The following is a 26,285-nucleotide window of genomic DNA, read 5'->3' as shown; positions in this document are numbered from 1 at the left end:
ATGCTGAACCCCTGCGATCCCGCCTTCGTCGCCCGGCTGGAGGCGCTTGTGCCGCCCGGCCGGATCATCGCGCCCGAGCCGCGCCATCTGGAGGAACCGAGGGGCCGCTGGCATGGCCGGGCGGGCGCGGTGGCCCGGCCCGAGACCACGGCGGAGGTTGCGGCGCTTGTGCGGGCCTGTCACGAGGGCCGGGTGGGCGTGGTGCCCTGGGGCGGGGGGACGGGGCTGGTCGGCGGGCAGGTGATGACCGGCGGGCCCGCGCCGCTGCTGCTGTCGCTGGAGCGGATGACCCGGCTGCGCGGCGCCTATCCGCAGGAGAACGCGCTGGTGGTCGAGGCCGGGATGATCCTGGCCGAGGTGCAGGCCGAGGCGGCGCGGATCGGGCGGCTGTTCCCGCTGACGCTGGCGAGCCAGGGCAGTTGCCGGATCGGCGGCAATCTGGCGACCAATGCCGGGGGGGTGCATGTGCTGCGCTATGGCAACACGCGCGAACTGTGCCTGGGGCTGGAGGCGGTGCTGCCGGACGGGACCGTGTTCGACGGGCTGGCGCGGCTGCGCAAGGACAATGCGGGCTATGACCTGCGCGATCTCCTGATCGGCGCGGAGGGGACGCTGGGGGTGATCACGGCGGCCAGCCTGCGGCTGTTCCCGGTCCCGGCGGCCGAGGTGGTGGCGCTTCTGGCGGTGCCGTCGCCGGCCGATGCGCTGGCGCTGCTGTCCCTGGCGCAGGAGCGGCTGGCGGGCATGGTCTCGGCCTTTGAACTGATCGGGCGGACGGGGTTCGACTTTCTGGCCGAAACCCTGCCGGCGGTCCGCGCGCCCTTCGATCCGGTGCCGGAGTGGATGGTCCTGGTCGAGCTTGGCCTGCCGCAGGGGCTGGAGCCGGAGGCCGCGATGGCGGGGCTTTACGCGGCGGCGGAGGGCCGGGGGCTGGTGACGGACGGGGTGATCGCGGGGTCGGTGGCGCAGGGGCGGGCGCTGTGGCAGCTGCGCGAGCTGATCCCCGAGGGCAACCGCCGGATCGGCGCGGTGTCGAGCCACGACATCTCGTTGCCCCTGTCGGCGATCCCCGGTTTCATCGCGGCCGCGCCGGCGGCGATCCGCGCGTTCGGCGCCTTCCGGGTGAACTGCTTCGGCCATCTCGGCGACGGCAACCTGCACTGGAACGTCTTTCCGCTGCCGGGACACAGCCGGGGCGAGCATGAGGCGGTGCGCGACCGGGTGAAGGGCGCGGTGCATGACCTGGTGCATTCGCTGGGCGGGTCGGTCGCGGCCGAGCATGGGGTGGGGCGGCTGAAGCGGGGCGATCTGGCGCGCTATGGCGATCCGGGCAAGCTGGCGGCGATGCGGGCGATCAAGGCGGCGCTGGACCCGCGCGGGATCATGAATCCGGGCGCGGTGCTGGACTAGGTTACCCCGCCGCAAGAGGATACCTGCGACGGGGTGCTTCGGGGTGTGTGGGTCACGCCGTGGGTAGCGGCGCGGTCGGAGTGGGTAGCCCCGACAGGGACAGGTCTAGGGTGATTCTCTTTCAGGACGGTTAACGCGGACCCCTTGCCGCGACCGGCGCGGTGATTTCCGCGCAGAAATCGTGACGGAGTTCGGGGTTCGCGAACAGGATCCTTCAGAGCAAACGGGCCGCGATGGCGTCGAGTTTCGCGACGAGGCCGGGGTCGCGCCTGTCGGGGGCGGTCATCAGCGCATGGGTCAGGGCATGGTCGCAGCCCTGCGGGCAGGCCTGGCGGTCGGGATCGACAAGCGCGGGCAGGCGCGCGACCAGCCCGCGTGCGGCGGCGGCATTGGCCTGGACCACGGCGATCACCCCGGCGACGTCGACCGCGCCGTGGCTTTCGTGCCAGCAGTCGTAATCGGTGACCATGGCAAGCGAGGCATAGCAAAGCTCGGCCTCGCGGGCGAGGCGGGCCTCGGACATGCCGGTCATGCCGATCACGTCGGCGCCCCAGGCGCGATACATCCGGCTTTCGGCGCGGGTGGAGAATTGCGGACCCTCCATCGACAGATAGGTCGCGCCGGCGTGCAGGGTCAGGCCGGTCTCCCGCGCCGCCCGGGCGACCAGCGCGCCGAGGCGGGGGCAGGTCGGGTCGGCCAGGCTGACATGGGCGACAAGGCCGGGGCCGAAGAAGCTGGGCGGGCGGCGGGTGCTGCGGTCGATGAACTGGTCGACGAGGACGAAGTCGCCGGGCGCGAAATCCTCGCGCAGCGAGCCCACGGCCGAGACGGCGAGGAGGTCGGTGCAGCCCAGCCGCTTCAGCGCGTCGATATTGGCGCGATAGGGGACGGAGGCCGGGTCGAGGACATGGCCGCGGCCGTGGCGGGGCAGGAAGGCCAGGGCGAGGCCGCCGAGCCGGCCGGTGAGGATCTCGTCCGAAGGCTGGCCCCAGGGCGTCGCCACCCTGGTCCAGGCGGCACCCTCCAGCCCCTCGATCTGGTAGATGCCGGATCCGCCGATGATGCCGAGCATGGTCTGCATGGGTCCCCCCTGGTGACGGGCGGCAGGATAGACGGGGGGCGGGGCAGGGGGAAGGCCTTGCGCGCGGGGCCGGGGCCCGGCATCCTTGGCGAAAGAGGGGCGCGGATGGTGCAGGCGATCGATCTGGCGGGGCTCGCCGATGTGCTGGAGGCGCGGGCGGCGGGCGGGCGGGTGATCCTGGCGATCGCCGGGGCGCCGGGCTCGGGCAAGTCGACGCTGGCGGAGAAGCTGGTGGGCAAGCTGAACGGCCGCCGTGCCGGGATGGCCGCGGTCCTGCCGATGGACGGCTTTCATTACGACGACCTGCATCTGGTGCCGGCGGGGCTGCGACCGCGCAAGGGGGCGCCGCAGACCTTTGACGTGGGCGGGCTTTGCCACATGCTGTCCCGGCTGCGCGCCCGCGACGAGGCCGGGGTGGCGGTCCCGGTCTTCGACCGCAAGCTCGAGATCGCCCGGGCCGGTGCGCGGCTCATCCCGGCGGAGGTGCCGGTGATCGTGGTCGAGGGCAATTATCTGCTGCTGGACCAGGCCCCCTGGGACCGGCTGCGGCCGATGTTCGACCTGACCGCGATGGTCGATGTCGCCGAGCCCGTGTTGCGCGCCCGGCTGCGCGGCCGGTGGGAGCGGCTGGGCCTGGCCGAGGGCGAGGTCCGGGCGAAGCTGGAGGACAACGACCTGCCGAACGGGCGGCTGGTCCGTGAGGCGTCGGTTCCGGCCGATTACCGGCTGGCGAACGGCTGAGGCCGGGGCGGCGGGCGTCGCCCCTGCCATATGGTGCGCCTTCGGTCGCTGTCGTCCGGCCGCATCGCGCGGGTCGCATCCCGGAGGTCGTCCGGCCCCCGGTCGCGGCAGCGCGGTCAGCTTGCGGCGCGCAGCCGCGGGTCGCGGGCGTCGTCGGCCTGGTCCTCTTGCCAGCCCTTGAAGCGGCTGACGAGCTGGTTCAGCTCCTCGATCGACTGCGAGAGCGAGACAGTGGCGGCAAGCGTCTCCTCGAACATGGCGGCGTTGCGCTGGGTTGCCCCGTCCAGGTCGCGCAGCGAGGCGTTGACGTCCCTGATCCCGTTTTCCTGCTGCGCGGCCGAGCCCGCGATCCCGGCGACGCTGTGCGAGATCGCGCTGACCGAGCGGGTGATCGATTCCACCACGCCGCCGCTTTCGCGCATCGCGACCACGCCATCGCGGACATGCTGGCCGGAGTCGGTGATCAGCTGCCCGATCTCGCGCGCCGATTCCGAGGCGCGCTGCGCCAGCGCCCGCACTTCCGAGGCCACGACGGCGAAGCCGCGGCCGCTGTCCCCGGCGCGCGCGGCCTCGACGCCCGCGTTCAGGGCGAGGAGATTGGTCTGGAAGGCGATGTCGTCGATCACGGCGATGATCCGGGTGATCGCCTCGGAGGAGGTCTGGATCCGCATCATCGCGGCCTCGGAGCGGGTGATGATCTCCATCCCGGCGGTGGCCTGCCGGGCCGCCTCCCTGGTCAGGTCGCGCACGGTCTGGATGCTGCTGGTCGTGTCGCCGACCAGGCCGGTCATCTCGGTCATCGTGCCGGAGGTCTGGTTGATCGCGGCGGCCGACTTCTCGGTCCGTTGCGCCAGGTCCTCGGTCGCGAAGCGGATCGCCTGGACATCGGCGTTGATCCTGCCGGAGGATCTGGAAATCTCGGCCACGATCTTGCGGAGCGCGCGGACCGCGTCGTTGAAATCCATCCGCAGGGTCTTGTAGCTTTCCGAGAAGAACTCGTCGATCGTCACGTCCAGATCGCCCTCGGCCATGCGGCGCAACGACCTGGCCAGGTGGTCCACCACCGTCTGCTGCGCCTGGCGCTGGCTGTCCTGCGCGGCCTCGTGTTCAGCGCGGGCGCGGTCCTGTTCGGCGCGGAAGGCGGCGTCGCGGTCCTGTTCGGCGCGCTCGGCCTCCTGGCGGCGGGTCTCCTCGGCGCGTTCGGCGGCGCGCTGCCGTTCGAGCAGCGCGAGGCGGTCGGCCTCGGCCTTGCGGGCCTCCTGCTCGGCCTCGGCGAGCGTGCGGTCCATGTCGCGCAGCGCCCGCGCGATCTCGCCGATCTCGTCGCCGCGTCCGGTATGGCCGATCTGGCCCGCGGCCTCGCGCCGGGCGACGCGGCCCATGTCGGCAACCAACCGTTGCAGCGGACGCACGATCGAATGCGAGGCAAGGCCGGCGATGATGCTGGTCCCGGCCAGCACCACGAGGCCGATGCCGACGAACCACCAGGTCATCACGGTGATCGGGCGGAACAGCACGGCGCGGTCGATCTCGGTCACCACGGCCCAGGCGGCGCCCGGCACCGAGAGCGGGTGGACCGCGGCGACGATGGGCTGGCCGTCGGCGCCGGTAGTCTCGGCGATGGTCGGCCGGGTGGAGGACAGCAGCGCGATCACCCCGCTTGGCGCGCGGGCGGAGAGAACCTCGTCCGCAGGCGTGGCCGGCAGGTCGCTGCGCAGGATGCCGTCGCGACCGACGAGGTAGCTGCGCAGCGGCGAGCCTCCGGCGTCCTTGCCGTTGAGGGCCGCGTTCAGGTGGTCGATCGAGACCTGGATCGCCACCACGCCCAGGACCTGGCCCTTGCGGTCGACGAGATGCCGGCCGATGAAGGCGCCCGGTGCGCCGCCCGCGGGCGGGTAGGGCGAGAAATCCTCGAACACCGGAGTGCCGGGGGTGTCGAGCAGCGAAAGCCGGTCGAAGACCCGCGAAAGGCCGGTGCCGTTCCACGGGCCGGTCCTGAGATTGGTGGCGAAATCCGCCCCTTTCGCGGTCGAGAAGACGACGGTCCCCTCACGGTCGATCAGATAGACGTCGTGGTAATCCATCGCCGCCGCCCAGGCCGAAAGCTCGGCCTGGATGTCGGCGTGCAGGAGGTCGAAGGCGCTGCCCGGGTCCGGCGGCCCGGCGCTTTCGCCGGAGGGAGGGGGAATGTCCCGGACATAGCGGTCGTGCAGCGCGGCAAGGCCGCCGGGTTCGATCCCGATCGCGCGGGAGAGGTCGACGACGCCGGCCGCGAGGCCCCGGTTGTGGGAAAGGCCGTCGACATGGGCCACCAGGTCGCCCATCACCGCGTCGAGCGTCGCGGCCGGACCGATCGCCGCTTCCTCGATCCAGGCATTCGCGGCGTCGGACAGGGCGATCTCGGCCCGGATATAGGCGGCACCGGCCACGAGCAGCACGGCGATGGCGCTGACCGCAAGCATCAATGCCGGCAGCTTGCGGGTAAGCTTCAGCGAATTCAGATCCATGCGTGGCATCACGCGACCCCCTGGTTTGGCCCGGGCAGTCTGCGGCCGCCCGGTTGACGAAGGGTAAATTCCCGCCCGCCCGATCCGGGCAATTGCATCGAATTTCCGGTTCAATGCCCGCCACCACGGCGGCGTGACCGTATTCCCGCTGGCCTTGAAGACGATTTGCCGCTAACCTTCCGGCCAAGACCCGGGGGCACACCCGGGCTTGAGGCAGAACAGGCATAGCAGGCGGCTTCCCATGACTGAGATGGTCTATGGCTCCAATCCCGTTCGGGTATCGGAGCCGGTCATTCCCCGCTGGTGGCGGACGATCGACAAATGGACGCTGACCTCGGTCTTCGTCCTGTTCGGGATCGGGCTTCTGCTGGGGCTGGCGGCCTCGGTGCCGCTGGCGACGCGCAACGGGCTGGAGCCGTTCTATTATGTCCAGCGCCAGGCCTTTTTCGGCGGGGTCGCGCTGGCGGTGATGATCGCGGTCTCGATGCTGTCGCCGGCGCAGGTGCGGCGGCTGGGGGTGCTGGGCTTCGCGGTCTCGATGCTGGCGCTGATGCTCTTGCCGGTGCTGGGCACCGATTTCGGCAAGGGCGCGGTGCGCTGGTTCAGCTTCGGCTTCGCCTCGGTCCAGCCGTCCGAGTTCCTGAAGCCCGGTTTCGTCGCGGTGGTGGCCTGGCTGATCGCCTCGGGCCAGGATCTGAACGGACCGCCGGGCAAGACGATCTCCTTCGCGCTGACGCTGGTGGTGGTGGGCTTCCTGGCGATGCAGCCGGATTTCGGCCAGTCGGCGCTGATCGTCTTTGCCTGGGGGGTGATCTATTTCGTCGGCGGCGCGCCGATGACGCTGATCGTCGTCGTCGGCGGGATCGTGGCGCTGAGCGGGCTGGTCTTCTATGAATCCTCGGAGCATTTCGCCCGCCGCATAGACGGGTTCCTCTCGCCGGATGTCGATCCGCGCACGCAGCTGGGCTATGCGGCCAACGCGATCCAGGAGGGCGGGTTCTTCGGCGTCGGCGTGGGCGAGGGCCAGGTGAAATGGTCGCTGCCGGATGCGCATACCGACTTCATCATCGCGGTGGCGGCCGAGGAATACGGGCTGATCCTGGTGCTGGCGATCCTGGCGCTGTACGGGATCATCGTCGTCCGCTCGCTGGGCCGGTTGCTGGCCGAGCGCGATCCCTTTGCGCGGCTGGCGGGCACCGGGCTGGCCTGCATCTTCGGGGTGCAGGCGATGATCAACATGGGCGTCGCGGTGCGGCTTCTGCCGGCGAAGGGGATGACGCTGCCATTCGTGAGCTATGGCGGCTCCTCGGTCATCGCGGCGGGGATCACCATGGGGATGCTGCTGGCGCTGACCCGGTCGCGGCCGCGCGGGCAGATGAGCGACGTCTTCCGGCGGGGGCGGTGATGGGTTTCCTGGCCGTCAGCCCCCCCACCCCGGCCCTCCCCCACGGAGGGGGGAGGGAGGCGCTTGTCGCAGCCGGAGGTGCGGGTCGATGAGCGGCAAGCTTCTGTTGATCGCGGCGGGGGGCACGGGCGGGCACATGTTCCCGGCGCAGGCCCTGGCCGAGGCGATGCTGGCGCGCGGCTGGCGGGTGAAGCTGTCCACCGACGAGCGCGGCGCGCGCTATGCGGGCGGGTTCCCGCTGGCGGTGACGGTCGAAAGGGTCGCCAGCGCCACTTTCGCGCGGGGAGGGGCGGCGGCCCGGCTGCTGGCGCCGTTCCGGATCGCGGCCGGCGTGCTGGGGGCGGTGGTCTCTCAGCTGCGCGACAGGCCCGCGGTGGTGGTGGGCTTCGGCGGCTACCCCTCGATCCCGGCGCTGACGGCGGCCTGGGTCTTGCGGCGGCCCCGGATGATCCACGAACAGAACGGGGTTCTGGGCCGGGTGAACCAGGTCTTCGCCCGCAAGGTGGACCGGGTGGCCTGCGGCACCTGGCCGACCGAGCTGCCCGAGGGCGTGAACGGCGAGGCGACGGGCAATCCGGTGCGGCAGGCGGTGCTGGAGCGGGCGGGGGCACCCTATATCCCGCCGGGGGATTACCCGATGGCGCTGGTGGTGATCGGCGGCAGCCAGGGGGCGCGGATCCTGTCGGACGTGGTGCCGGCGGCGGTGGCGCTGTTGCCCGAGGCGCTGCGCGGAAACCTGCGCATCGGCCACCAGGCGCGGGACGAGGATGCGGTGCGGGCCGACGCGGCCTATCAGGCGGCGGGCGTCCGCGCCGAGATCGCGCCCTTCTTCGCCGACATTCCGCGCAGGCTGTCCGAGGCGCAGCTGGTGATCAGCCGCTCGGGTGCGTCCTCGGTCGCGGATATCAGCGTGATCGGACGTCCGGCGATCCTGATCCCCTATGCGGCGGCGACCGCAGACCACCAGGCGGCGAATGCGAAGGGGCTGGCCGAGGCGGGCGCGGCGGTGGTGATCCGGGAGAATGCGCTTGACGCCGCCGCTCTCGCGGGCCACATCGCCGCGATCCTGAATGACCCGCACCGGGCCGAGACGATGGCCAGGCAGGCCCTGGGCGAGGGAAAGCCCGACGCAACGGCCCGATTGGTGGCGCTGGTCGAAGACCTTGGCGGAGAAACGCAATGAACGCAGCAACCAAGCTTCCGCTGGAACTGGGCCCGATCCATTTCGTCGGCATCGGCGGGATCGGCATGTCGGGCATCGCCGAGGTGCTGATCACGCTGGGCTATGCGGTGCAGGGCTCGGACGCGAAGGCGTCGAGGATCACCGACCGGCTGGTGACGCTGGGCGCGCGGTTCTTCGAGGGGCAGCGGGCCGAGAACATCGGCGAGGGCGTGTCGGTGGTGGTGATCTCCTCGGCGATCAAGAAGGGCAACCCCGAGCTGGAGGAGGCGCGGCGGCGGAAGCTGCCGGTGGTGCGCCGGGCCGAGATGCTGGCGGAGCTGATGCGGTTGCGGTCGAACATCGCCATCGCCGGGACGCATGGCAAGACGACGACGACGACGATGGTGGCGACGCTCTTGGACAAGGGCGGGTTCGATCCGACGGTGATCAACGGCGGCGTGATCCACGCCTATGGCTCCAACGCGCGGGCCGGGGCGGGGGAGTGGATGGTGGTGGAGGCGGACGAGTCGGACGGCAGCTTCAACCGGCTGCCGGCGACGATCGCCATCGTGACCAACATCGACCCCGAGCATATGGAGCATTGGGGAACCTTCGACGCGCTGCGGAAAGGGTTCCTGGATTTCGTCTCGAACATCCCGTTCTATGGCCTCGCCGTCTGCTGCACCGATCATGCGGAAGTGCAGGCGCTGGTCGGGCGGGTGACGGACCGGCGGGTGGTGACCTTCGGCTTCAACGCGCAGGCGGATGTGCGGGCGGTGAACCTGAGCTACGAGAATGGCGTGGCGCATTTCGACATCGCCTTGCAGGGCGAGGGCCAGATGATCGAGGGCTGCACCCTGCCGATGCCGGGGGATCACAATGTCAGCAATGCCCTCTCGGCAGTGGCGGTGGCGCGGCATCTGGGGATGAAGAAGGACGAGATCCGCGAGGCGCTGGCCGGGTTCGCGGGGGTCAACCGCCGCTTCACCCGGGTGGGCGAGGTGAACGGCGTCACGATCATCGACGATTACGGCCACCACCCGGTCGAGATCGCGGCGGTCCTGAGGGCCGCGCGGCAGGCGACCAAGGGGCGGATCATCGCGATCCACCAGCCGCACCGCTACAGCCGTCTCAGCCATCTGTTCGAGGAATTCTGCACCTGCTTCAACGAGGCGGATGTGGTCGCCATCGCCGATGTCTATGCCGCGGGCGAGGAGGCGATCCCCGGCGCCTCGCGCGATGATCTGGTCGCGGGGCTGATCGCGCATGGCCACCGCCACGCCAGGGCGCTTCTGGACGAGGCGGATCTTGCGCGGCTGGTGAAGGAGCAGGCCCGGCCGGGCGACATGGTGGTCTGCCTTGGGGCGGGCACGATCAGCAGCTGGGCCAATGCGCTGCCCGCGCGGCTGATGGGTGCCGCCGCATGAGGGGAGCCAAGACTTTTCGAAAAGTCTTGCAAATTCCTTCGAAGGAATTTGGGTCCCGGTTGAACCGGATGCGCGCCGCATGAGCGCGCCGCTGATCCTGGGATGCCTCTGGGTGCTGGCCGCGGCGGTCACGGCGATGCTGCCGATGCGGGCGCAGATGCTGCCGGGACTGGCGCTGCTTGCCGCCGCGCCGGTGCTGCTGGTCTGGATCGGCCGCGAGCATGGCTGGCCCTGGCTGGCGGTCGGACTTTTCGCCTTCCTGTCGATGTTCCGTCGCCCGCTGGCCTATTTCGCGCGCCGCGCGCTGGGGCGGGGGGTGCGCGGATGACGGTGCCGCTTGCGTTGTGCATGGTCTGGCTGATCGCGGCCAATGTGATCGCCATGTTCCCCTCGCGCGATTACCACTGGCGCGCGGCCTATGGGCTGATCGCGGTCGGCGTGCCGCTCTTGGGCTGGATCACCTGGGTGGCCGGGCCCTTCGTCGGCATGGCGATCCTGGCGGCGGGGGCCTCGATCCTGCGCTGGCCGGTGGTCTATTTCTGGCGCTGGCTGCGCCGGCAGGCGGGCTGACCGCTTGCCCCCCGGCCCGGCGGCGGCTATCCCGCTGGCATGACCAGGCTTCCCACCCCTCGCGGCACGCTGACCCCGGACCGGCCCCTGGCCGACCTTACCTGGCTTCGGGTCGGCGGTCCGGCGGACTGGCTGTTCCAGCCGGCGGACGAGGATGACCTGGCGCAGTTCCTGGCGGCGCTCGACCCCGCGGTGCCGGTCTTTCCGATGGGGGTGGGATCGAACCTGATCGTGCGGGATGGCGGGATCCGGGCGGTGGTGATCCGGCTGGGGCGGGGCTTCAACGGGATTGCGATCGAGGGGCGCCGCGTGACCGCGGGGGCGGCCGCGCTGGATGCGCATGTGGCGCGCCGTGCGGCCGAGGCGGGGCTGGACCTGACCTTCCTGCGCACCATTCCCGGCAGCATCGGCGGCGCGGTGCGGATGAACGCCGGCTGCTATGGCGCCTATGTGGCTGACCGGCTTGAGGAAATCCGCATCGTCACCCGCGAGGGCCGGGTGGAGGTGCTGCCTGCCGCGGCGCTGGACCTGCGCTATCGCCAAAGCGCGCTGCCCGAGGGCGCGGTGATCGTCCAGGCCAGCTTCCGGGCCGATCCGGGCGATCCGGCCATGCTCGAGGCGCGGATGGCCGAGCAGATCGCCAAGCGCGACGCCTCCCAGCCCACGAAGGAACGCAGCGCGGGATCGACCTTCCGCAATCCGGCGGGCTACAGCTCGACCGGGCGGGCGGATGACAGCCATGGGCTTAAGGCCTGGAAGGTGATCGACGACGCCGGGATGCGCGGCGCGCGGCTGGGCGGGGCGCAGATGTCGCAGATGCATTCCAACTTCCTGATAAATGCAGGTGGGGCGACGGCCGCCGATCTGGAAAATCTGGGCGAGGAGGTGCGAAAAAAGGTTTTCCAATCAAGCGGTATCAGGCTAGAGTGGGAAATCATGCGGGTCGGAGAATATCCGCAGGATTAACGATAGATCACGGGGCGGATAAGCACCCGGATGAGGCAGAGAATGGCGGGCGCATCGAGCAGGATGGCCCCCAGAGTGGCGGTGTTGATGGGTGGGCTTTCCGCTGAGCGGGAGGTTTCGCTTGTCTCTGGGCGCGAATGCGCCAAGGCGCTCCGGGCGGCGGGGTATGAGGTGGTCGAGGTCGATTGCGGCCCCGACCTGCCTGTGCGCCTGTCCGAGATGCGGCCCGATGTCTGCTTCAACGCCCTGCACGGCCGCTGGGGCGAGGATGGCTGCGTCCAGGGCATCCTGGAATGGCTGCGCATCCCCTATACCCATTCCGGCGTGCTGGCCTCGGCGCTGGCGATGGACAAGGTGAAGACCAAGGAGGTCTACCGCGCCGCCGGGCTGCCGGTGGTGGAAAGCGTGCTGGCGACGCGGGACGAGGTCGCGGCGGGGCATGTGCTGCCGGCGCCTTATGTGGTGAAACCCTATAACGAGGGCTCCTCGGTCGGGGTCTATATCGTGCGCGAGGGGTCGAACGCGCCGCGGCTGGCAGACACGATGCCGGACGTGGTGATGGTCGAGACCTATGCGCCGGGCCGCGAACTGACGGCGACCGTGATGGGCGACCGGGCGCTGGGGGTGACGGATATCATCACCGACGGCTGGTACGATTATGACGCCAAATACAAGCCGGGTGGCAGCAGGCATGAATGTCCGGCGAAGCTGCCCGAGGAGATCGCGGCGGCCTGCATGGACTTTGCGCTGCGGGCGCATCGGGCGCTGGGGTGCCGGGGCGTCAGCCGCACCGATTTCCGTTGGGACGAGGCCCGCGGCCTGGCGGGGCTGATCCTGCTGGAGACCAATACCCAGCCGGGGATGACGCCGACCTCGCTTGCCCCGGAACAGGCGGCGTTGCAGGGGATTACCTTCGCCGAGTTCTGCGACTGGATGGTGAGGGATGCGTCATGCAACCGCTGACCGCCCGCCGCCCCGCCTATCAGCGCCAGCTGCGCCGCGATCCGGCGCCGTCGAAATGGGCCTACCGGCTGCAACGCTGGATGCTGACGCCCTATGTGCGGATGTTCCTGCGCACCGGCCTGCCGACCGTCCTTCTGCTGGGCACGGGCGGGTTGTGGTTCAGCCATGAGGGCAACCGCGCGGCGCTGATCGGCCAGCTGACCCATCTGCGCCAGGAGTTCGAGGCCCGGCCCGAGTTCCGCGTCAGCCTCGCCCGGGTCGAGGGCGCCTCGCCCGAACTGGCCGAGGCGGTGCGGGCGCGGCTGGCGCTGCCCCTGCCGATGTCTTCGTTCGACATCGACCTCGACGCCGCCCGCGCCCGGATCGAGGCGCTGGACGCGGTGCTGCGCGCCGATCTGCGGGTCCGCTCGGGCGGGGTGCTGCAGGTCATGATCACCGAACGCGAGCCGGTGGCGATCTGGCGCACCGACGCGGGGCTGATGCTGGTCGATACCGGCGGCCACCGGGTCGCGGGCCTCTTGTCGCGGGCCGACCGGCCGGACCTGCCGCTGGTCGCGGGCGAGGGCGCCGACCGCGCCATGGCCGAGGCCGTGGCGCTGTTCGACGCCGCCGGGCCGCTGCTGCCGCGCATCCGGGGCCTCGTCCGCATCGGCGAGCGGCGCTGGGACCTGATCCTGGACCGCGACCAGCGCGTGCTTCTGCCCGCCGTCAATCCGGTGCAGGCGCTGGAGCGGTTGCTGGCGCTGGACCATGCCCAGGACATCATGAACCGCGACATCCTGACCGTGGACCTGCGGTCCGACCATCGCCCGACCCTTCGCCTGACCCCCAACGCCCTTGCCGAGCTGCGCCGCGCACAAGGCATCGAAACCGTGGAGAACGAACTGTGACCGATCTCTATACCTCCCAGCGCGCCATGCGGAACATGCGCCGCGCCGCCATGCAGCGCGGCGTGATCGCCATCCTGGACGTCGGCACCTCGAAGATCGCCTGCCTTGTCCTGCGTTTCGACGGGCCGGACCGGCTGCGCGAACAGGACGGGGTCGGGCCGATGGCGGGGCAAAGCCAGTTCCGGGTGATCGGGGCGGCGACGACCCGCAGCCGTGGCGTGCGCTTCGGCGAGATCGCGGTGATGAACGAGACCGAGCGCGCGATCCGCACCGCGGTGCAGGCGGCGCAGAAGATGGCGAACGTGCGCGTCGACCATGTGATCGCCTGTTTCTCGGGGGCCGAGCCGCGCAGCTATGGCCTTGCGGGCGAGCTGGAGTTGCAGGATTCGGTCGTCAGCGAGCAGGACGTGAGCCGGGTCCTCGCCTCTTGCGACGTGCCCGACCTTGGCGCGGGGCGCGAGGTGCTGCATGCCCAGCCGGTGAACTTTGCGCTGGACCATCGCAGCGGCCTGGGCGATCCGCGCGGGCAGATCGGGCATCGGCTGGCGGTGGACATGCATCTTCTGTCGGTCGGCGGCGATGTGGTGCAGAACCTCTTGTACTGCATCAAGCGTTGCGACCTGGAACTGGCGGGGATCGCCTCCTCGGCCTATGTCAGCGGCATTTCCAGCCTGGTCGAGGACGAGCAGGAGCTGGGCGCGGCCTGCATCGACATGGGCGGCGGCGCGACGGGCCTGTCGATCTTCATCAAGAAGCACATGATCTATGCCGACTCGGTGAGGATGGGCGGCGACCATGTGACCAGCGACATTTCCAAGGGGTTGCAGATCCCGATGGCCACGGCCGAACGGATCAAGACGCGGCACGGCGGGCTTTACGCCACCGGCATGGACGACCGCGAGATGATCGACATCGGCGGCGACAGCGGCGACTGGGAGAAGGACCGCCGCCAGATCAGCCGGACCGAGCTGATCGGCATCATGCGCCCGCGCGTCGAGGAGATCCTGGAGGAGGTCCGCGCCACGCTGGACGCGGCCGGGTTCGACAGCCTGCCCAGCCAGCAGATCGTGCTGACCGGCGGCGGCAGCCAGATTCCCGGCCTGGACGGGCTGGCGACGCGGATCCTGGGGCAGAGGGTGCGCCTTGGCCGCCCGCTGCGGGTGCAGGGCCTGCCGCAGGCGGCGACCGGGGCGGCCTTTGCCAGCGCGGTGGGGCTGTGTCTCTTTGCCGCGCATCCGCAGGACGAGTGGTGGGACTTCGAAATTCCGGCCGAACGCTATCCGGCGCGCTCGCTGCGGCGGGCCGTAAAGTGGTTCAAGGACAACTGGTGACCACCATATCCGGCATTTCGGGCGAAATACCGCTGAAACCGGGGAAATACCCCCCAGATTTTGCGGTCGCGCAAGGTTTTTTGCGTGACGTTATTCCGGGTTGTGGATAGAATCCGGGATAAATCGGCCAGTTTGCACGCGGGACAGGTGCGGGCCGAACGAAACAGGCGGCGGACAAGAAACGGACGGGCAAACCCATGGCACTCAATCTGACGATGACTTCCGAGCGTGAAGAGCTGAAGCCGCGCATCACCGTTTTCGGTGTGGGCGGGGCCGGCGGCAACGCGGTCAACAACATGATCGACCAGCAGCTTGAGGGCGTGGAGTTCGTGGTCGCGAACACCGATGCGCAGGCCCTGCAACAGTCGCGGGCGGCCGCGCGCATCCAGATGGGCCTCAAGGTGACCGAGGGCCTTGGCGCGGGGGCGCGCCCCAGCGTCGGCGCCGCCGCGGCCGAGGAGACGATCGAGGAGATCGTCGATCACCTGGCGGGCGCGCATATGTGCTTCATCACCGCCGGCATGGGCGGCGGCACCGGGACCGGCGCCGCCCCGATCATCGCCCAGGCCGCGCGTGAGCTGGGCGTGCTGACCGTCGGCGTCGTGACCAAGCCCTTCCAGTTCGAGGGCAACAAGCGGATGAAGCAGGCCGAGGAGGGGATCGAATCCCTGCAGAAGGTCGTCGATACGCTGATCATCATCCCGAACCAGAACCTGTTCCGCCTGGCGAACGAACGGACCACCTTCACCGAAGCCTTCGCCATGGCCGACAACGTGCTTTACCAGGGCGTGAAGGGCATTTCCGACCTGATGGTGCGGCCGGGCCTGATCAACCTGGACTTCGCCGACGTGCGTTCGGTGATGGACGAGATGGGCAAGGCGATGATGGGCACCGGCGAGGCCGATGGCGAGGATCGCGCGGTGCAGGCGGCCGAGAAGGCGATCGCCAACCCGCTGCTGGACGAGATCAGCCTGAACGGCGCCAAGGGCGTGCTGATCAACATCACCGGCGGCTACGACCTGACCCTGTTCGAACTGGACGAGGCCGCGAACATCATCCGCGACAAGGTGGATCCCGAGGCCAACATCATCGTCGGCTCGACGCTGGACACCGGCATGGAAGGCCGGATCCGGGTGTCGGTCGTGGCCACCGGCATCGACGCTTCGGCCGCCCGGGCCGAGGAGCCGGTCGCGCGCCGCTCGATGGCCGCGCCGCTGGCGATGGCCCCGAGCCAGCCGGTCGAGGCTCCGCGCGCCCCGGCGCCGCAGGTCCAGGCCGCCGCGCCGATCGCGCTGTCGATCGTGGACGAGCCCGAGTATGACGAGCCGGTCGCGAAGATGCCGGCCTTCGACCCGGTCGCCGCCCGCGCCGGCTATGAGGCCGAGCCGATGGCCGACGACCTGCCGCCCCCGGCCTATCGCCCGGCCCCGGTGCAGCAGCCCTCGCTGGTGCGTTCGACCCCGGCCGCGATCGAGGCCGATGCCGGCGATTTCGTCGCCCCGCGTCCGCGCCAGGCGGGCCAGCCCTCGGCCGAGGCGCTGGCGCGCCTGCAGGCCGCGGTCAGCCGCCCGGCCGCCGCCGCCCCGGCGGCGCGCGCGGCCCGGCCGGCCCCGGTCGCCCAGGCGCCCGGCCCGGTGGCCCAGGCCGCAGCCAAGCCGCGGTTCGGGATCGGCTCGCTGATCAACCGGATGGCCGGCCATCTCGAGACCCCCGGCGCCGCCGTCCCGGCCAGCCGCCAGCAGCCGCCGGTGACCGCCTATGACGACGATCCGGACATGGGCACCGATCAGGACCGGATCGAGATTCCCGCCTTCCTGCGCCGTCAGGCGAACTGACGGGCGTTTGCGGAGAGACTGGAGAAGGGCCCGGGAGACCGGGCCTTTTTCTTTGGAATCAACCGCTTGGCCCATGTTTCAAACCTGACACATACCGTCACAAAGAGTGAGTTGTGGTCCGTCGCCCCAGGGACTAGCTAAAATGCGACTGAAGGCCGGCCGAGACCGGCCAGGGAAAAGGTTAGGCGTCGTGCAGAATACCGTGGCATCCCCTGCGACCTTCACCGGGTTCGGACTGCATTCCGGCCAGCCGGTGCGGATGGTCGTCCGTCCGGCCCCGGCCGATCACGGCATCTGGTTCCGCCGCACCGACATACCCGGCGGCTCGCTGATTCCCGCGCGTTGGGATGTGGTCACGCCGTCGCGCCTGTGCACCGTGGTCGAGAATGTCGAAGGGGCCTCGGTCTCGACGATCGAGCATGTGATGGCCGCGCTGGCCGGCTCGGCGATCCACAACGCGCTGATCGACATCGACGGGCCCGAGGTTCCGATCCTGGACGGCTCGGCCATGCCCTTCGTCGCGGGGTTCCTGCGGGCAGGGATCGAGGAGCAGGACGCGCCGGTCCGCGCGATCCGGGTGCTGAAGCCGGTCGAGGTCCGCGAGGGCGAGGCCGTGGCCCGGCTGGAGCCGGCCGACATGCTGGAGATCGATTTCAGCATCGACTTTGCCGAGGCCGCGATCGGGATGCAGTCGCGGCGGCTGAACATGGCCAACGGCGCCTTCGTGCGCGAGTTGTCGGACAGCCGCACCTTCTGCCGCCAGTCGGACGTGGATGCGATGCGGGCCAACGGCCTTGCGCTGGGCGGCACGCTGGAGAATGCGGTGGTCTTCGACGGCGAGCGGGTGCTTTCGCCCGGCGGGTTGCGCCACGCGGACGAGCCGGTGCGGCACAAGATGCTGGACGCGGTGGGCGATCTTGCGCTGGCCGGCGGGCCGATCCTGGGCCGCTACACCGGCGCGCGGGCGGGCCATGCGCTGACCAACCGCCTCCTGCACGCGCTGTTCGCCGACCCCTCGGCCTGGCGGATCGTTGATTGCGGACCGCAGACCCTGGGCAAGCTGCCAGGCGTCGGTGTGCATGCCGGCGACCTGCCCGCGCGGGCCTGAGCCCTTTCCCGGCCGTGGAAAAGTCGTGAAAGGCGTTTTGCGCCCCGGATTTTTCTGTGCTAGGACAAGTCAAATCGTCCGGGCGGCAAACCCGCTGGGGATGCCGGACAGGGGCAAGGGTTTGGATAGGCTGAAAATGTCAGGCAGAAGGCCCGCCGCAGGGCTCCTTACGGTCGCGTTGCTCGCGGGGGTGCTGGCAGGTTGCGCAGGCGGCTCGAAAGAGCCTGCGCTGGACACCTACACCGCCGAAGAAATCTTCAAGAAGGGCGAGCTGGAGCTTGCGACCGGCAAGCGCCCGAAGAATGCGCTGGTCTACTTCCAGGAGGTCGAGCGGCTGTATCCCTATACGGAATATGCCAAGCGCGCCCTGATCATGCAGGCCTATACCCATCACAAGGCCAAGGAATATCCCGAGGCCCGCGATGCCGCGCAACGCTTCCTGGACTTCTATCCCGGCGACGAGGACGCGCCCTATGCGCTCTACCTGATGGCGCTGAGCTATTACGACCAGATCGACGACGTCGGCCGCGACCAGGGGATCACCTTCCAGGCGCTCTCGGGCATGCGCGACGTGATCGAGACCTATCCCGACAGCGAATATGCCCGTTCGGCGATCCTGAAGTTCGACCTCGCCTTCGACCAGCTGGCCGCGAAGGAGATGGAGGTCGGCCGCTACTATCTGAAGCGCCGCCATTATACCGCCGCGATCAACCGTTTCCGCGTCGTGGTGCAGGATTTCCAGACCACCACCCATACCGCCGAGGCGTTGCACCGCCTGGTCGAGAGCTATGTCGCGCTTGGCCTGAACGACGAGGCGCAGACGGCGGCGGCGATCCTGGGCTACAACTACCAGTCCTCGCCCTTCTACGAGGACAGCTATCGCCTGCTGAAGGGCAAGGGCCTGTCGCCCGAGGCCAAGGGCGAAAGCTGGCTGCGCACGATCTATCGCCAGATGGTGAAGGGCGAGTGGTTGTGAGGATGGTGGGTTTCACCCACCCAACGAACGACGATGCTGCGTAGTCTGGACATCCGCGATGTGCTGATCATCGACCGGCTGAGCCTCGACCTCGGTCCCGGGCTGAACGTGCTGACGGGCGAGACGGGGGCGGGCAAGTCGATCCTGCTGGATGCGCTGGGCTTCGTGCTGGGCTGGCGCGGCCGGGCGGAACTGGTGCGGGCGGGCGCCGCGCAGGGCGAGGTGACGGCGGTGTTCGACCTGCCTCCCGGCCATGCCGCCCGTGCGGTGCTGGACGAGACGGGAATCGCCGCCGGGGATGAGCTGATCCTGCGCCGGGTCAACAGCGCGGACGGGCGCAAGACCGCCTTCGTGAACGACCGCCGCGTCTCGGGCGAGGTCTTGCGCGACCTCTCGGACCATCTGGTCGAGCTGCATGGCCAGCATGACGACCGGGGACTGCTGAACCCGCGCGGGCATCGGGCGCTGCTGGATGCCTTCGCGGGGCTGGACCTTTCCGCCCTGCGCGCGGCCTGGGCCTTGCAACGCGAGGCGCGGGCGGCATTGGCGGAGGCCGAGGGCGCGCTGGCCCGCGCGGCGGCCGAGGAGGAGTTCCTGCGCCATGCGGTCGCGGAACTGGACAAGCTGAACCCGGAGCCGGGGGAGGATGCGGCGCTGGATGCGCGGCGGCGGCTGATGCAGGGCGCGGGCCGGATCCGCGAGGATGTGGCGAAGGCTTTGGCGGCCTTGTCGGAGGAGGGCGCCGAGGGCCGGATGCGCGATGCCTTGCGCTGGCTTGACGGGGCGCTGGACCGGGCCGAGGGGCGGCTAGACGCGCCGATGGAGGCGCTGAACCGGGCGCTGATCGAACTGGGCGAGGCGCAGGACGGGGTGGCGCGGGCGCTGGAGGCGCTGGACTTCGATCCGGGCGAACTGGAGCGGGTCGAGGAGCGGCTGTTCGCGATCCGGGCGCTGGCGCGCAAGCATGGGGTGCTGGCCGACGATCTGGGCGGTTTCGCCGAGGGGTTGCGGGCGCGGCTGGCGGCGATCGACGGCGGGGCGGCGGGGATCGCCCGGCTAGGCAAGGCGGTGGCCGAGGCGGAGGCTGCCTATGCGGCCGAGGCGGCGCGGGTGACGAAAGCGCGGGTCGCGGCGGCGAAGCGGCTAGATGCGGCGATGGCGGCGGAACTTGCGCCGCTGAAGATGGAGCGCGCGGTCTTTGCCACCGAGATCACCGGCGGCGAACCGGGGCCGGAGGGGGTGGATGCGGTGACCTTCACCGTCGCGACCAACCCCGGCGCGCCCTCGGGGCCGTTGAACCGGATCGCCTCGGGCGGGGAACTCAGCCGGTTCCTGCTGGCGCTGAAGGTCTGCCTGACCGGCGACAATCCGGGCGTGACGCTGATCTTCGACGAGATCGACCGCGGCGTCGGCGGGGCCACGGCGGATGCGGTGGGCCGCAGGCTGAAGGCGCTGGCGCAGGGCGCGCAGGTGCTGGTGGTGACGCATTCGCCGCAGGTCGCGGCCTTCGGCGCGCGGCACTGGCGGGTGGAGAAGCGGGTGGCGGAGGGGCAGACGCTCTCGACCGTGACCGGGCTGGGCGAGGGGGACCGGGTCGAGGAGATCGCGCGGATGCTGGCCGGCGACACGGTGACCGAGGCCGCGCGGGCGGCGGCGCGGGCCTTGCTGGTGGGTTGAGCCATGCGTTCGGCGCATGTCGGGCCTGTCGCGCCGTCCCTGTAATGCTGCGCTGCGGCATCCTATGTTCCGGGCAGGACAAAGGACCGCAAGAATGCTCAACTTTCTCAAATCGCTGATTTCCGGAAAGGCTTTCCCCTCCATCGCCGAGCTGGAACGCGCCTATCTGAATGCCTCGGTCTCGCGGATCGACCTGGAGCGCCGCGAGCGCGAAATCGAGGGCGGGCTGTTCCGCCGCTCGAGCTTTGACTTCTGATCAGGGCTGATCCGGTACCAGCTTGCCGGGGTTCATCAGGCGCATCGGATCCAGCGCCGCCTTCACCGCACCCATGACCTGCCAGGCCGCGCCATGCTCGGCCGCCATCAGGCCCAGCTTGCCGAAGCCCACCCCATGCTCGCCGGTGATGGTCCCGCCAAGGCGGAGCGCCCGTTCCGCCATCCGCGCCGCCAGGGCCTTGGCGGTCGCCACCTCACCGGGGCTGGCCGGGGCGACCATCAGGATCGCGTGGAAATTGCCGTCGCCGACATGGCCTAGGATCGGGCCGGGGATGCCAGCGGCGGCGATGTCGGCCCGCGTCTCCTCGACGGCCTGCGCCAGCGCCGAGATCGGCACGCAGGCATCCGTCACCACCGCCTTCGCGCCCGGCCTTGACGCCAGGATAGCCCGGTAGGCGGCGTGGCGGGCGGCCCAGAGCCGGGTCCGGTCCTCTTGCTGCGCGGCCCAGTCCAGACCCGAGGCCCCGAACCCGGCCGCAAGGTCGCGGAAGCGGTGGACATCCTCGGCCAGGCCCTCGGGGTGGCCGTGGAATTCCACCAGCAACTGCGGGGCAGGGGGGAGGGTCAGGCCGGAAAAGGCGTTGCAGGCGGCGACGGTGTCGGCGTCCAGGAACTCGATCCGGGCCGGGGTCAGGCCCATCTGCATCGTCGCGATCACGCAATCGACCGCCGCCGCGACCGAGGGGAAGGCGGCCACCGCGGTCATCACCGCCTCGGGCTGGCCGGTCAGCTTCAGCGTCAGCTCGGTGATCAGGCCCAGCGTCCCCTCCGACCCGACGAAGAGCGCGGTCAGGTCATAGCCCGCCGCCGATTTCGGCGCGCCCGAGCCGGTGCGGATCACCTCGCCCCCGGCCAGCACCACCTCCAGCCCGCGGACATTGTCGCGCATCGTGCCGTAGCGCACCGCCGTGGTGCCCGAGGCCCGCGTCGCCGCCATGCCGCCAAGGCTGGCATTGGCGCCGGGATCCACCGGGAACATCAATCCGGTGGTCCGAAGCTCGCGGTTCAGCGCCTCGCGGGTGATGCCGGGCTGGACGCGGACGAGGCGGTCCTCGGGCCGCAGCTCCAGCACCGCGGCCATCTCGCGGAAGTCGACCGCCACGCCGCCCGCCAGCGCCAGCGCGTGACCCTCGAGCGAGGTGCCGGCGCCCCAGCCGATCAGCGGCATGCGATGTTCGGCCGACCAGCGGGCAAGGGCCGCGACCTCATGGGTCGCGCGGGGGAAGACCACGGCGTCCGGCGGGCCGGCCGAGACCAGGCTTTCGCCTTGTCCGTGTTCCGCCAGGACGGCGGGGGCGATCGAGGCGCGGTCGCCGAAAAGGGCGCGCAGGGCGGCAAGGGCGGGAGAGGTCAGCATCGGCCCAGCCTAGCCGCTTTCGATGGGGGTGCAAGCACTGGCCCTTCCCGCGCCGATCCGCTAGAAGGCCCGCATCCGCCAGCACGGGAGTCGCGCCATGAAAGCCGCCGTCGTCACCTTCCCCGGATCGAACTGCGACCGCGACCTTGCCGTCGCCTTCGAAGGCGCGGGATTCGAGGTCGCCCGCGTCTGGCACAAGGACACCGAACTGCCCGGGGGCGTCGATGTCGTGGGCATCCCCGGCGGGTTCAGCTTCGGCGACTACCTGCGCTGCGGCGCCATCGCCGCCCAGTCGCCCATCGGCCGCGCGATCCGCGCCCATGCCGACCGTGGCGGCTTTGTCCTGGGCATCTGCAACGGCTTTCAGGTCATCACCGAGATGGGCCTCTTGCCCGGCGCGCTGATGCGCAATGCCACGCTGAAATTCCTTTGCCGCACGGTCACGCTGCGGGTGGCGACCACCGACAGCGCCTATACTTCCGGCTATGCGAAGGGCCAGGCGCTGCAGATCCCGATCGCGCATCACGACGGCAACTACACCATCGACGCCGAGGGGCTGGCGCGGCTGCAGGGCGAGGGGCGCATCGCCTTTACCTATGAGCAGAACCCGAACGGCAGCGCCGCCGACATCGCGGGCGTGCTTTCGGAAAACCGCCGCGTGCTGGGGATGATGCCGCATCCCGAACGCGCGACCGATGGCGCGCTGGGGTCCGAGGACGGCCGTCCGCTGTTCGCCGCGCTGATGGGCGGGATGGCGCTGGCCTGACCACCCCCCGCTTGAGGGTGCCGGACCCCGGCCCTACTCTCGCCGCATGAGATCCGAGACGTCCCCTCTTTCCAGCAGCCCGTCCGGCCTGCCCTGGCGCGTGAAGCTGGTGGTGGGGTTTCTGATCCTGCTGGCGGTGGGGATCGTCCTGGTCTCGAACCGCCTGCTGACCGACCGCTATACCGCCGACACCAGGGGCAGGGCCGAGGTCCGGCTGGCGCTTTACACCGGCAACCTGATGGCGGAATTGCAGCGCACCTCGGTCGTGCCGCTGCTTCTGGCCGCGGATCCCGATCTGGTGCAGGCGCTGCGGGACAAGAATTTCTCGTCGACCTCCGCCAAGCTGATCGCCTTGCAGGGCCAGATCGGCGTCGCCTCGATCCGGCTTCTGGATGCGGACGCGCGCACGGTGGGGGCCACCAACCGCAACGTCCTGGGAACCAGCCAGCGCAACGAGACGTTCTTCGTCGCGGCGCAACGCAACAAGGAAACCGTCTTCACCGCGCTGCGCCGCGATACGGGCGGGTTCGACTTTCTGTATTCGCGGGCGATCATGGGGGATGCGAAGCCGATCGGCGTGATCGTGGTCTCGGTCGACCTGATGAAATACGAACGCGCCTGGGCGGGGTTGCAGGATGCGGTGATGGTCACCGACAGCGAGGGGACCGTGGTCCTTTCGACCGAGCCGCGCTGGCGCGGGCAGAAGATCGACGAGGCGCTGGCGCTGCGCGACCCGCCCTCGGCCATCGCGCGCGCGCTGCAGGCGACCGCCGACTGGGCGCAGACGCCGCCCGACGCCTATGTCAGCGGCGAGGCCGTGATGAAGACCGAGGCGCGGGTTCCCTTCCGCGGCTGGAAACTGTCGACCTTCACCGCCTATGGCTCGGTCCGCGAGCAGGTGAACGGCATCCTCGCGCTGGAAATCATGGGCTTTGCCATCCTGATGGCGATCACCTTCTACATCCTGTCGCGCCGGGCCTGGTCGCGCTCGCTGTCGTTCCAGCGCGAATCGTTGGAACTGCGCAAGCTGAACGCCCGCCTCCAGCGCGAGATCGCCGAACGCGAGAAGGTGCAGAAGGACCTGGAGGTGGCGGAACTGACGCTGGCGCAGTCCTCGAAACTGGCCGCCCTGGGCGAGATGTCGGCGGCCGTGAGCCACGAGCTGAACCAGCCCCTGGCGGCGATGAAGACCTATCTCGCCGGCGCGCGGCTGTTGTTGCAGCGCAAGCGGCCCGAGGAGGCCTTGTCCAGCTTCCAGCGCATCGACGACCTGATCGAGCGGATGGGCGCCATCACGCGACAGTTGAAGTCCTATGCCAGGAAGGGCGGCGAAGCCTTCGAGGAGATCGACCTTCGGGCCTGCGTCTCCTCGGCGCTGGCGATGATGGAGCCGCAGCTCAAGGCGCGGGTCGTCAAGATCAGCCGGGGGATGCCGCGCCAGCCGGTCATGGTCATGGCCGACCGGATCCGGCTGGAGCAGGTGATCATCAATCTCTTGCGCAACGCGCTGGACGCGACCAAGGATGTGGCATCGCCGCAGATCGACCTTCTTCTCTCGGCGGGCGAGACGGCGACGCTGACGGTGCGGGACAACGGCCACGGGATCGTCGATCTCGAGAACCTGTTCGAGCCCTTCTACACCACCAAGAAACCCGGCGAGGGCGTGGGCCTCGGGCTGGCGATCTCCTCGGGGATCGTGACGGATCTCGGCGGACGCCTGACCGCACGGAACGCGGAAGGGGGCGGCGCCGTTTTCGAAATGCAGTTGCCGATCCTTGGCAACAGACAGGAAGCAGCAGAATGAAGAGGTCCATATGGCCCGCGCAATGAAAGTGGCGATCGTCGACGACGAGACCGACATGCGGCAGTCGATCAGCCAGTGGCTGGCGCTCTCGGGGTTCGACACCGAAACCTATGCCAGCGCGGAAGAGGCGCTGAAGGTGATCGGCGCCGATTTCCCCGGCGTGGTGGTCAGCGACATCCGGATGCCGGGGATGGACGGGATGGCCTTCCTCAAGCGGCTGATGGGGCTGGACTCGGGGCTGCCGGTGATCATGATCACCGGCCACGGCGACGTGCCGATGGCGGTCGAGGCGATGCGGGTCGGGGCCTTCGACTTTCTGGAAAAGCCGTTCAACCCGGACCGGATGACCGAGCTGGCCAAGAAGGCCACCCAGGCGCGGCGGATGACGCTGGACAACCGGGCGCTGCGCAAGGAGTTGTCCGACGGCTCGACCATCATGAAGAAGCTGATCGGCTCCTCGCCCGCGATCGAGCGGCTGCGCGAGGATATCCTGGACCTCGGCCAGGCCGACAGCCATGTGCTGATCGACGGCGAGACCGGGACCGGCAAGACGCTGGTGGCGCATGCCCTGCATGCCGTTGGGCCCAGGGCCTCGAAGAAGTTCGTCGCGATCTCCTGCGCCGCCTGGGGCGAGGACCAGCTGGCGGCGCGGCTGTTCGGGCCGGGCGAGGACGGGGCGATCCCCCTGGTCGAGGAGGCGCGGGGCGGCACGCTTTGCCTTGAGGACATCGAGGCGCTGCCGAACGCGCTCCAGGCGCGGCTTCTGGCCTTCATCAACGACCAGGGCACCCCGCCCGAGACCCGGATCATCGCGATCTGCAACCAGCACGCCCCCGACACGACGCTGGAACAGGCGCTGCGGCCGGACCTTTACTACCGGCTGGGGGCGATGACGATCCTGCTGCCGCCGCTGCGCAGCCGGGGCGAGGATATCCTGACGCTCTTCACCCGGCTTTCCGAGCAGTTCGCCGAGGAATACGGCTGCGAGGCGCCGCAGGTGACCGCGCAGGAGGCGGCGCAGCTTCTGCAGGCGCCCTGGCCGGGGAACGTGCGGCAGCTGGTCAACATCGCCGAGCGCGCGGTCCTGCAGAACCGGCGCGGCTCGGGGTCGATCGCCTCGCTGCTGATGGCCGACAACGAGGCGGCGGGGCCGGCGCTGACCACGGAGGGCAAACCCTTGAAGGATTATGTCGAGGCATTCGAGCGGATGCTGATCGACAACACGATGCGGCGGCACAAGGGGTCGATCGTGGCGGTGATGGAGGAGCTTTGCCTGCCGCGGCGGACCCTGAACGAGAAGATGGCCAAGTATGGGCTGAGCCGGTCGGACTATGTCTGACCGTATCGCCTGAAATCAAGGGCCTGGCCGGGGGTGTCCGCGCCTGGCGGGGTGGCTCGTCGATGACTTCGTCACTCCTCGCCGGCGCCGACCGACGAGGAGACGAAGTCGAACGAGGAGGGGTCCGGACCCGTCGCGATGCGACCTCGCGCCGGGCGGGAGGCGAAATTCGTCATTGCTCTTGCCCCTTTTTTGCCTTTAGGGTCGCAGAAAGGCGGTCTGACCGCCCAGGAATTCTCTCCCCCTCTGTCGGATGCGCATATTCGTGTCTCGTTCGGGGAGCCGGATCGACCGCAAGGTTGTGCACATTGCCTGCAAGTCCCTGGATTTGCCGGCTTTCAGAGGTGAGGGGCTGTTCTGGCCCTTCAGATGTAAACCGCGATGAGGCGCGCGAGCACAGATAGCACGGCAGGAGTCCGCCCCCTGGGCCGGACAACCGCGCTTGCGCCCGCCGTCCGCGCCCAGACAAGCCGCCCCGTCCGTTTCCTTCCCGCTGGCCCGCCAGGGGGTCTCTTGCGCCCGGGGCGCAATGGACAAACATGTCAAGAAAGATGCTTATCGACGCCACCCATTCCGAGGAAACCCGGGTGGTCGTGGTCGACGGAAACAAGGTCGAAGAATTCGACTTCGAGACCGTAAACAAGCGCCAGCTGGCCGGAAACATCTACCTGGCCAAGGTGACGCGGGTCGAACC

22 protein-coding genes are annotated in these 26,285 nt (G+C 69.7%); 19 read left to right on the top strand and 3 right to left on the bottom strand.

The window, feature by feature from the left end:
- Positions 1-1,410, top strand: coding sequence for an FAD-binding oxidoreductase (locus ACE3UA_RS03190; protein ID WP_374642439.1), 1,410 nt, complete (start codon positions 1-3; stop codon positions 1,408-1,410).
- 214 nt (positions 1,411-1,624) lie between these two features.
- Here the strand turns inward: ACE3UA_RS03190 and ACE3UA_RS03185 are convergent, their stop codons facing one another.
- A complete protein-coding gene (locus tag ACE3UA_RS03185) occupies positions 1,625-2,491 on the bottom strand; it encodes an S-methyl-5'-thioadenosine phosphorylase (RefSeq protein WP_374642437.1) in 867 nt (288 codons plus the stop codon).
- Between the two features lie 105 nt (positions 2,492-2,596).
- On the opposite strand from ACE3UA_RS03185, the gene ACE3UA_RS03180 reads away from it, so the two are divergent.
- Positions 2,597-3,232 (top strand): nucleoside/nucleotide kinase family protein, encoded by a 636-nt coding sequence (locus ACE3UA_RS03180; RefSeq protein WP_374642435.1) that lies wholly within the window; start codon positions 2,597-2,599, stop codon positions 3,230-3,232.
- A gap of 116 nt (positions 3,233-3,348) precedes the next feature.
- On the opposite strand, the gene ACE3UA_RS03175 is transcribed toward ACE3UA_RS03180, so the two are convergent.
- Entirely contained in the window at positions 3,349-5,748 is a 2,400-nt protein-coding gene (locus tag ACE3UA_RS03175; protein ID WP_374642433.1) for a methyl-accepting chemotaxis protein, read from the bottom strand.
- 232 nt (positions 5,749-5,980) lie between these two features.
- On the opposite strand from ACE3UA_RS03175, the gene ACE3UA_RS03170 reads away from it, so the two are divergent.
- From ACE3UA_RS03170 to ACE3UA_RS03105, 14 genes are all read left to right on the top strand, one after another.
- Complete coding sequence (locus ACE3UA_RS03170) at positions 5,981-7,144, top strand: putative peptidoglycan glycosyltransferase FtsW (RefSeq protein ID WP_374642431.1); 1,164 nt, start codon at positions 5,981-5,983, stop codon at positions 7,142-7,144.
- 88 nt (positions 7,145-7,232) lie between these two features.
- Positions 7,233-8,327 (top strand): UDP-N-acetylglucosamine--N-acetylmuramyl-(pentapeptide) pyrophosphoryl-undecaprenol N-acetylglucosamine transferase, encoded by a 1,095-nt coding sequence (locus ACE3UA_RS03165; protein WP_374642429.1) that lies wholly within the window; start codon positions 7,233-7,235, stop codon positions 8,325-8,327.
- Entirely contained in the window at positions 8,324-9,733 is a 1,410-nt protein-coding gene (gene murC, locus ACE3UA_RS03160; RefSeq protein WP_374642427.1) for a UDP-N-acetylmuramate--L-alanine ligase, read from the top strand. The genes ACE3UA_RS03165 and murC overlap by 4 nt, the downstream gene beginning before the upstream one ends.
- A gap of 79 nt (positions 9,734-9,812) precedes the next feature.
- Complete coding sequence (locus ACE3UA_RS03155; RefSeq protein WP_374642425.1) at positions 9,813-10,061, top strand: DUF2484 family protein; 249 nt, start codon at positions 9,813-9,815, stop codon at positions 10,059-10,061.
- Positions 10,058-10,303, top strand: a complete 246-nt coding sequence (locus ACE3UA_RS03150; RefSeq protein WP_197645452.1) for a DUF2484 family protein — start codon at positions 10,058-10,060, stop codon at positions 10,301-10,303. The genes ACE3UA_RS03155 and ACE3UA_RS03150 overlap by 4 nt, the downstream gene beginning before the upstream one ends.
- Before the next feature lie 39 nt (positions 10,304-10,342).
- Complete coding sequence (gene murB / locus ACE3UA_RS03145) at positions 10,343-11,269, top strand: UDP-N-acetylmuramate dehydrogenase (RefSeq protein ID WP_374642422.1); 927 nt, start codon at positions 10,343-10,345, stop codon at positions 11,267-11,269.
- 42 nt (positions 11,270-11,311) lie between these two features.
- Positions 11,312-12,232: a D-alanine--D-alanine ligase gene (locus ACE3UA_RS03140; RefSeq protein ID WP_374642420.1), complete on the top strand. Its 921-nt coding sequence runs from the start codon at positions 11,312-11,314 to the stop codon at positions 12,230-12,232.
- On the top strand, positions 12,220-13,122 hold the full coding sequence (locus ACE3UA_RS03135; protein WP_374642418.1) for a cell division protein FtsQ/DivIB: 903 nt from the start codon (positions 12,220-12,222) through the stop codon (positions 13,120-13,122). The genes ACE3UA_RS03140 and ACE3UA_RS03135 overlap by 13 nt, the downstream gene beginning before the upstream one ends.
- Positions 13,119-14,453: a cell division protein FtsA gene (gene ftsA, locus ACE3UA_RS03130; RefSeq protein WP_374642416.1), complete on the top strand. Its 1,335-nt coding sequence runs from the start codon at positions 13,119-13,121 to the stop codon at positions 14,451-14,453. The genes ACE3UA_RS03135 and ftsA overlap by 4 nt, the downstream gene beginning before the upstream one ends.
- Before the next feature lie 197 nt (positions 14,454-14,650).
- Positions 14,651-16,288, top strand: coding sequence for a cell division protein FtsZ (ftsZ, locus tag ACE3UA_RS03125; RefSeq protein WP_374642414.1), 1,638 nt, complete (start codon positions 14,651-14,653; stop codon positions 16,286-16,288).
- Positions 16,289-16,478: 190 nt separating this feature from the next.
- A complete protein-coding gene (lpxC, locus tag ACE3UA_RS03120; RefSeq protein ID WP_374642412.1) occupies positions 16,479-17,396 on the top strand; it encodes a UDP-3-O-acyl-N-acetylglucosamine deacetylase in 918 nt (305 codons plus the stop codon).
- A gap of 136 nt (positions 17,397-17,532) precedes the next feature.
- Entirely contained in the window at positions 17,533-18,372 is an 840-nt protein-coding gene (locus tag ACE3UA_RS03115; RefSeq protein ID WP_197645438.1) for an outer membrane protein assembly factor BamD, read from the top strand.
- 33 nt (positions 18,373-18,405) lie between these two features.
- Positions 18,406-20,049 carry a DNA repair protein RecN gene (gene recN, locus ACE3UA_RS03110; protein WP_374642409.1) on the top strand — a complete coding sequence of 548 codons (1,644 nt, stop codon included), beginning with the start codon at positions 18,406-18,408 and terminating at the stop codon, positions 20,047-20,049.
- A 94-nt stretch (positions 20,050-20,143) separates the two neighbouring features.
- Positions 20,144-20,305 carry a hypothetical protein gene (locus ACE3UA_RS03105; protein WP_374642407.1) on the top strand — a complete coding sequence of 54 codons (162 nt, stop codon included), beginning with the start codon at positions 20,144-20,146 and terminating at the stop codon, positions 20,303-20,305.
- On the opposite strand, the gene ACE3UA_RS03100 is transcribed toward ACE3UA_RS03105, so the two are convergent.
- The gene (locus ACE3UA_RS03100; protein WP_374642405.1) at positions 20,306-21,682 is read right to left on the bottom strand and encodes an FAD-binding oxidoreductase; all 1,377 of its coding nucleotides are present in this window, start codon (positions 21,680-21,682) and stop codon (positions 20,306-20,308) included.
- 97 nt (positions 21,683-21,779) lie between these two features.
- Here ACE3UA_RS03100 and purQ point away from each other — a divergent pair, with 97 nt between their 5' ends.
- Genes purQ through ACE3UA_RS03085 form a run of 3 tightly spaced genes read left to right on the top strand, consistent with a single transcriptional unit; the run spans position 21,780 to position 25,591 of the window.
- Positions 21,780-22,448: a phosphoribosylformylglycinamidine synthase subunit PurQ gene (gene purQ, locus ACE3UA_RS03095; protein ID WP_374642403.1), complete on the top strand. Its 669-nt coding sequence runs from the start codon at positions 21,780-21,782 to the stop codon at positions 22,446-22,448.
- 46 nt (positions 22,449-22,494) lie between these two features.
- Positions 22,495-24,252: an ATP-binding protein gene (locus ACE3UA_RS03090; RefSeq protein WP_374642401.1), complete on the top strand. Its 1,758-nt coding sequence runs from the start codon at positions 22,495-22,497 to the stop codon at positions 24,250-24,252.
- Between the two features lie 10 nt (positions 24,253-24,262).
- Positions 24,263-25,591: a sigma-54 dependent transcriptional regulator gene (locus ACE3UA_RS03085; RefSeq protein ID WP_197645426.1), complete on the top strand. Its 1,329-nt coding sequence runs from the start codon at positions 24,263-24,265 to the stop codon at positions 25,589-25,591.
- Positions 25,592-26,285 lie beyond the last annotated feature (694 nt).

Source organism: Tabrizicola sp. (assembly GCF_041919135.1).
GTDB lineage: Bacteria > Pseudomonadota > Alphaproteobacteria > Rhodobacterales > Rhodobacteraceae > Tabrizicola.
Note: the sequence above shows the minus strand (reverse complement) of the source record. Positions and strands in the feature narration are given on the sequence as shown.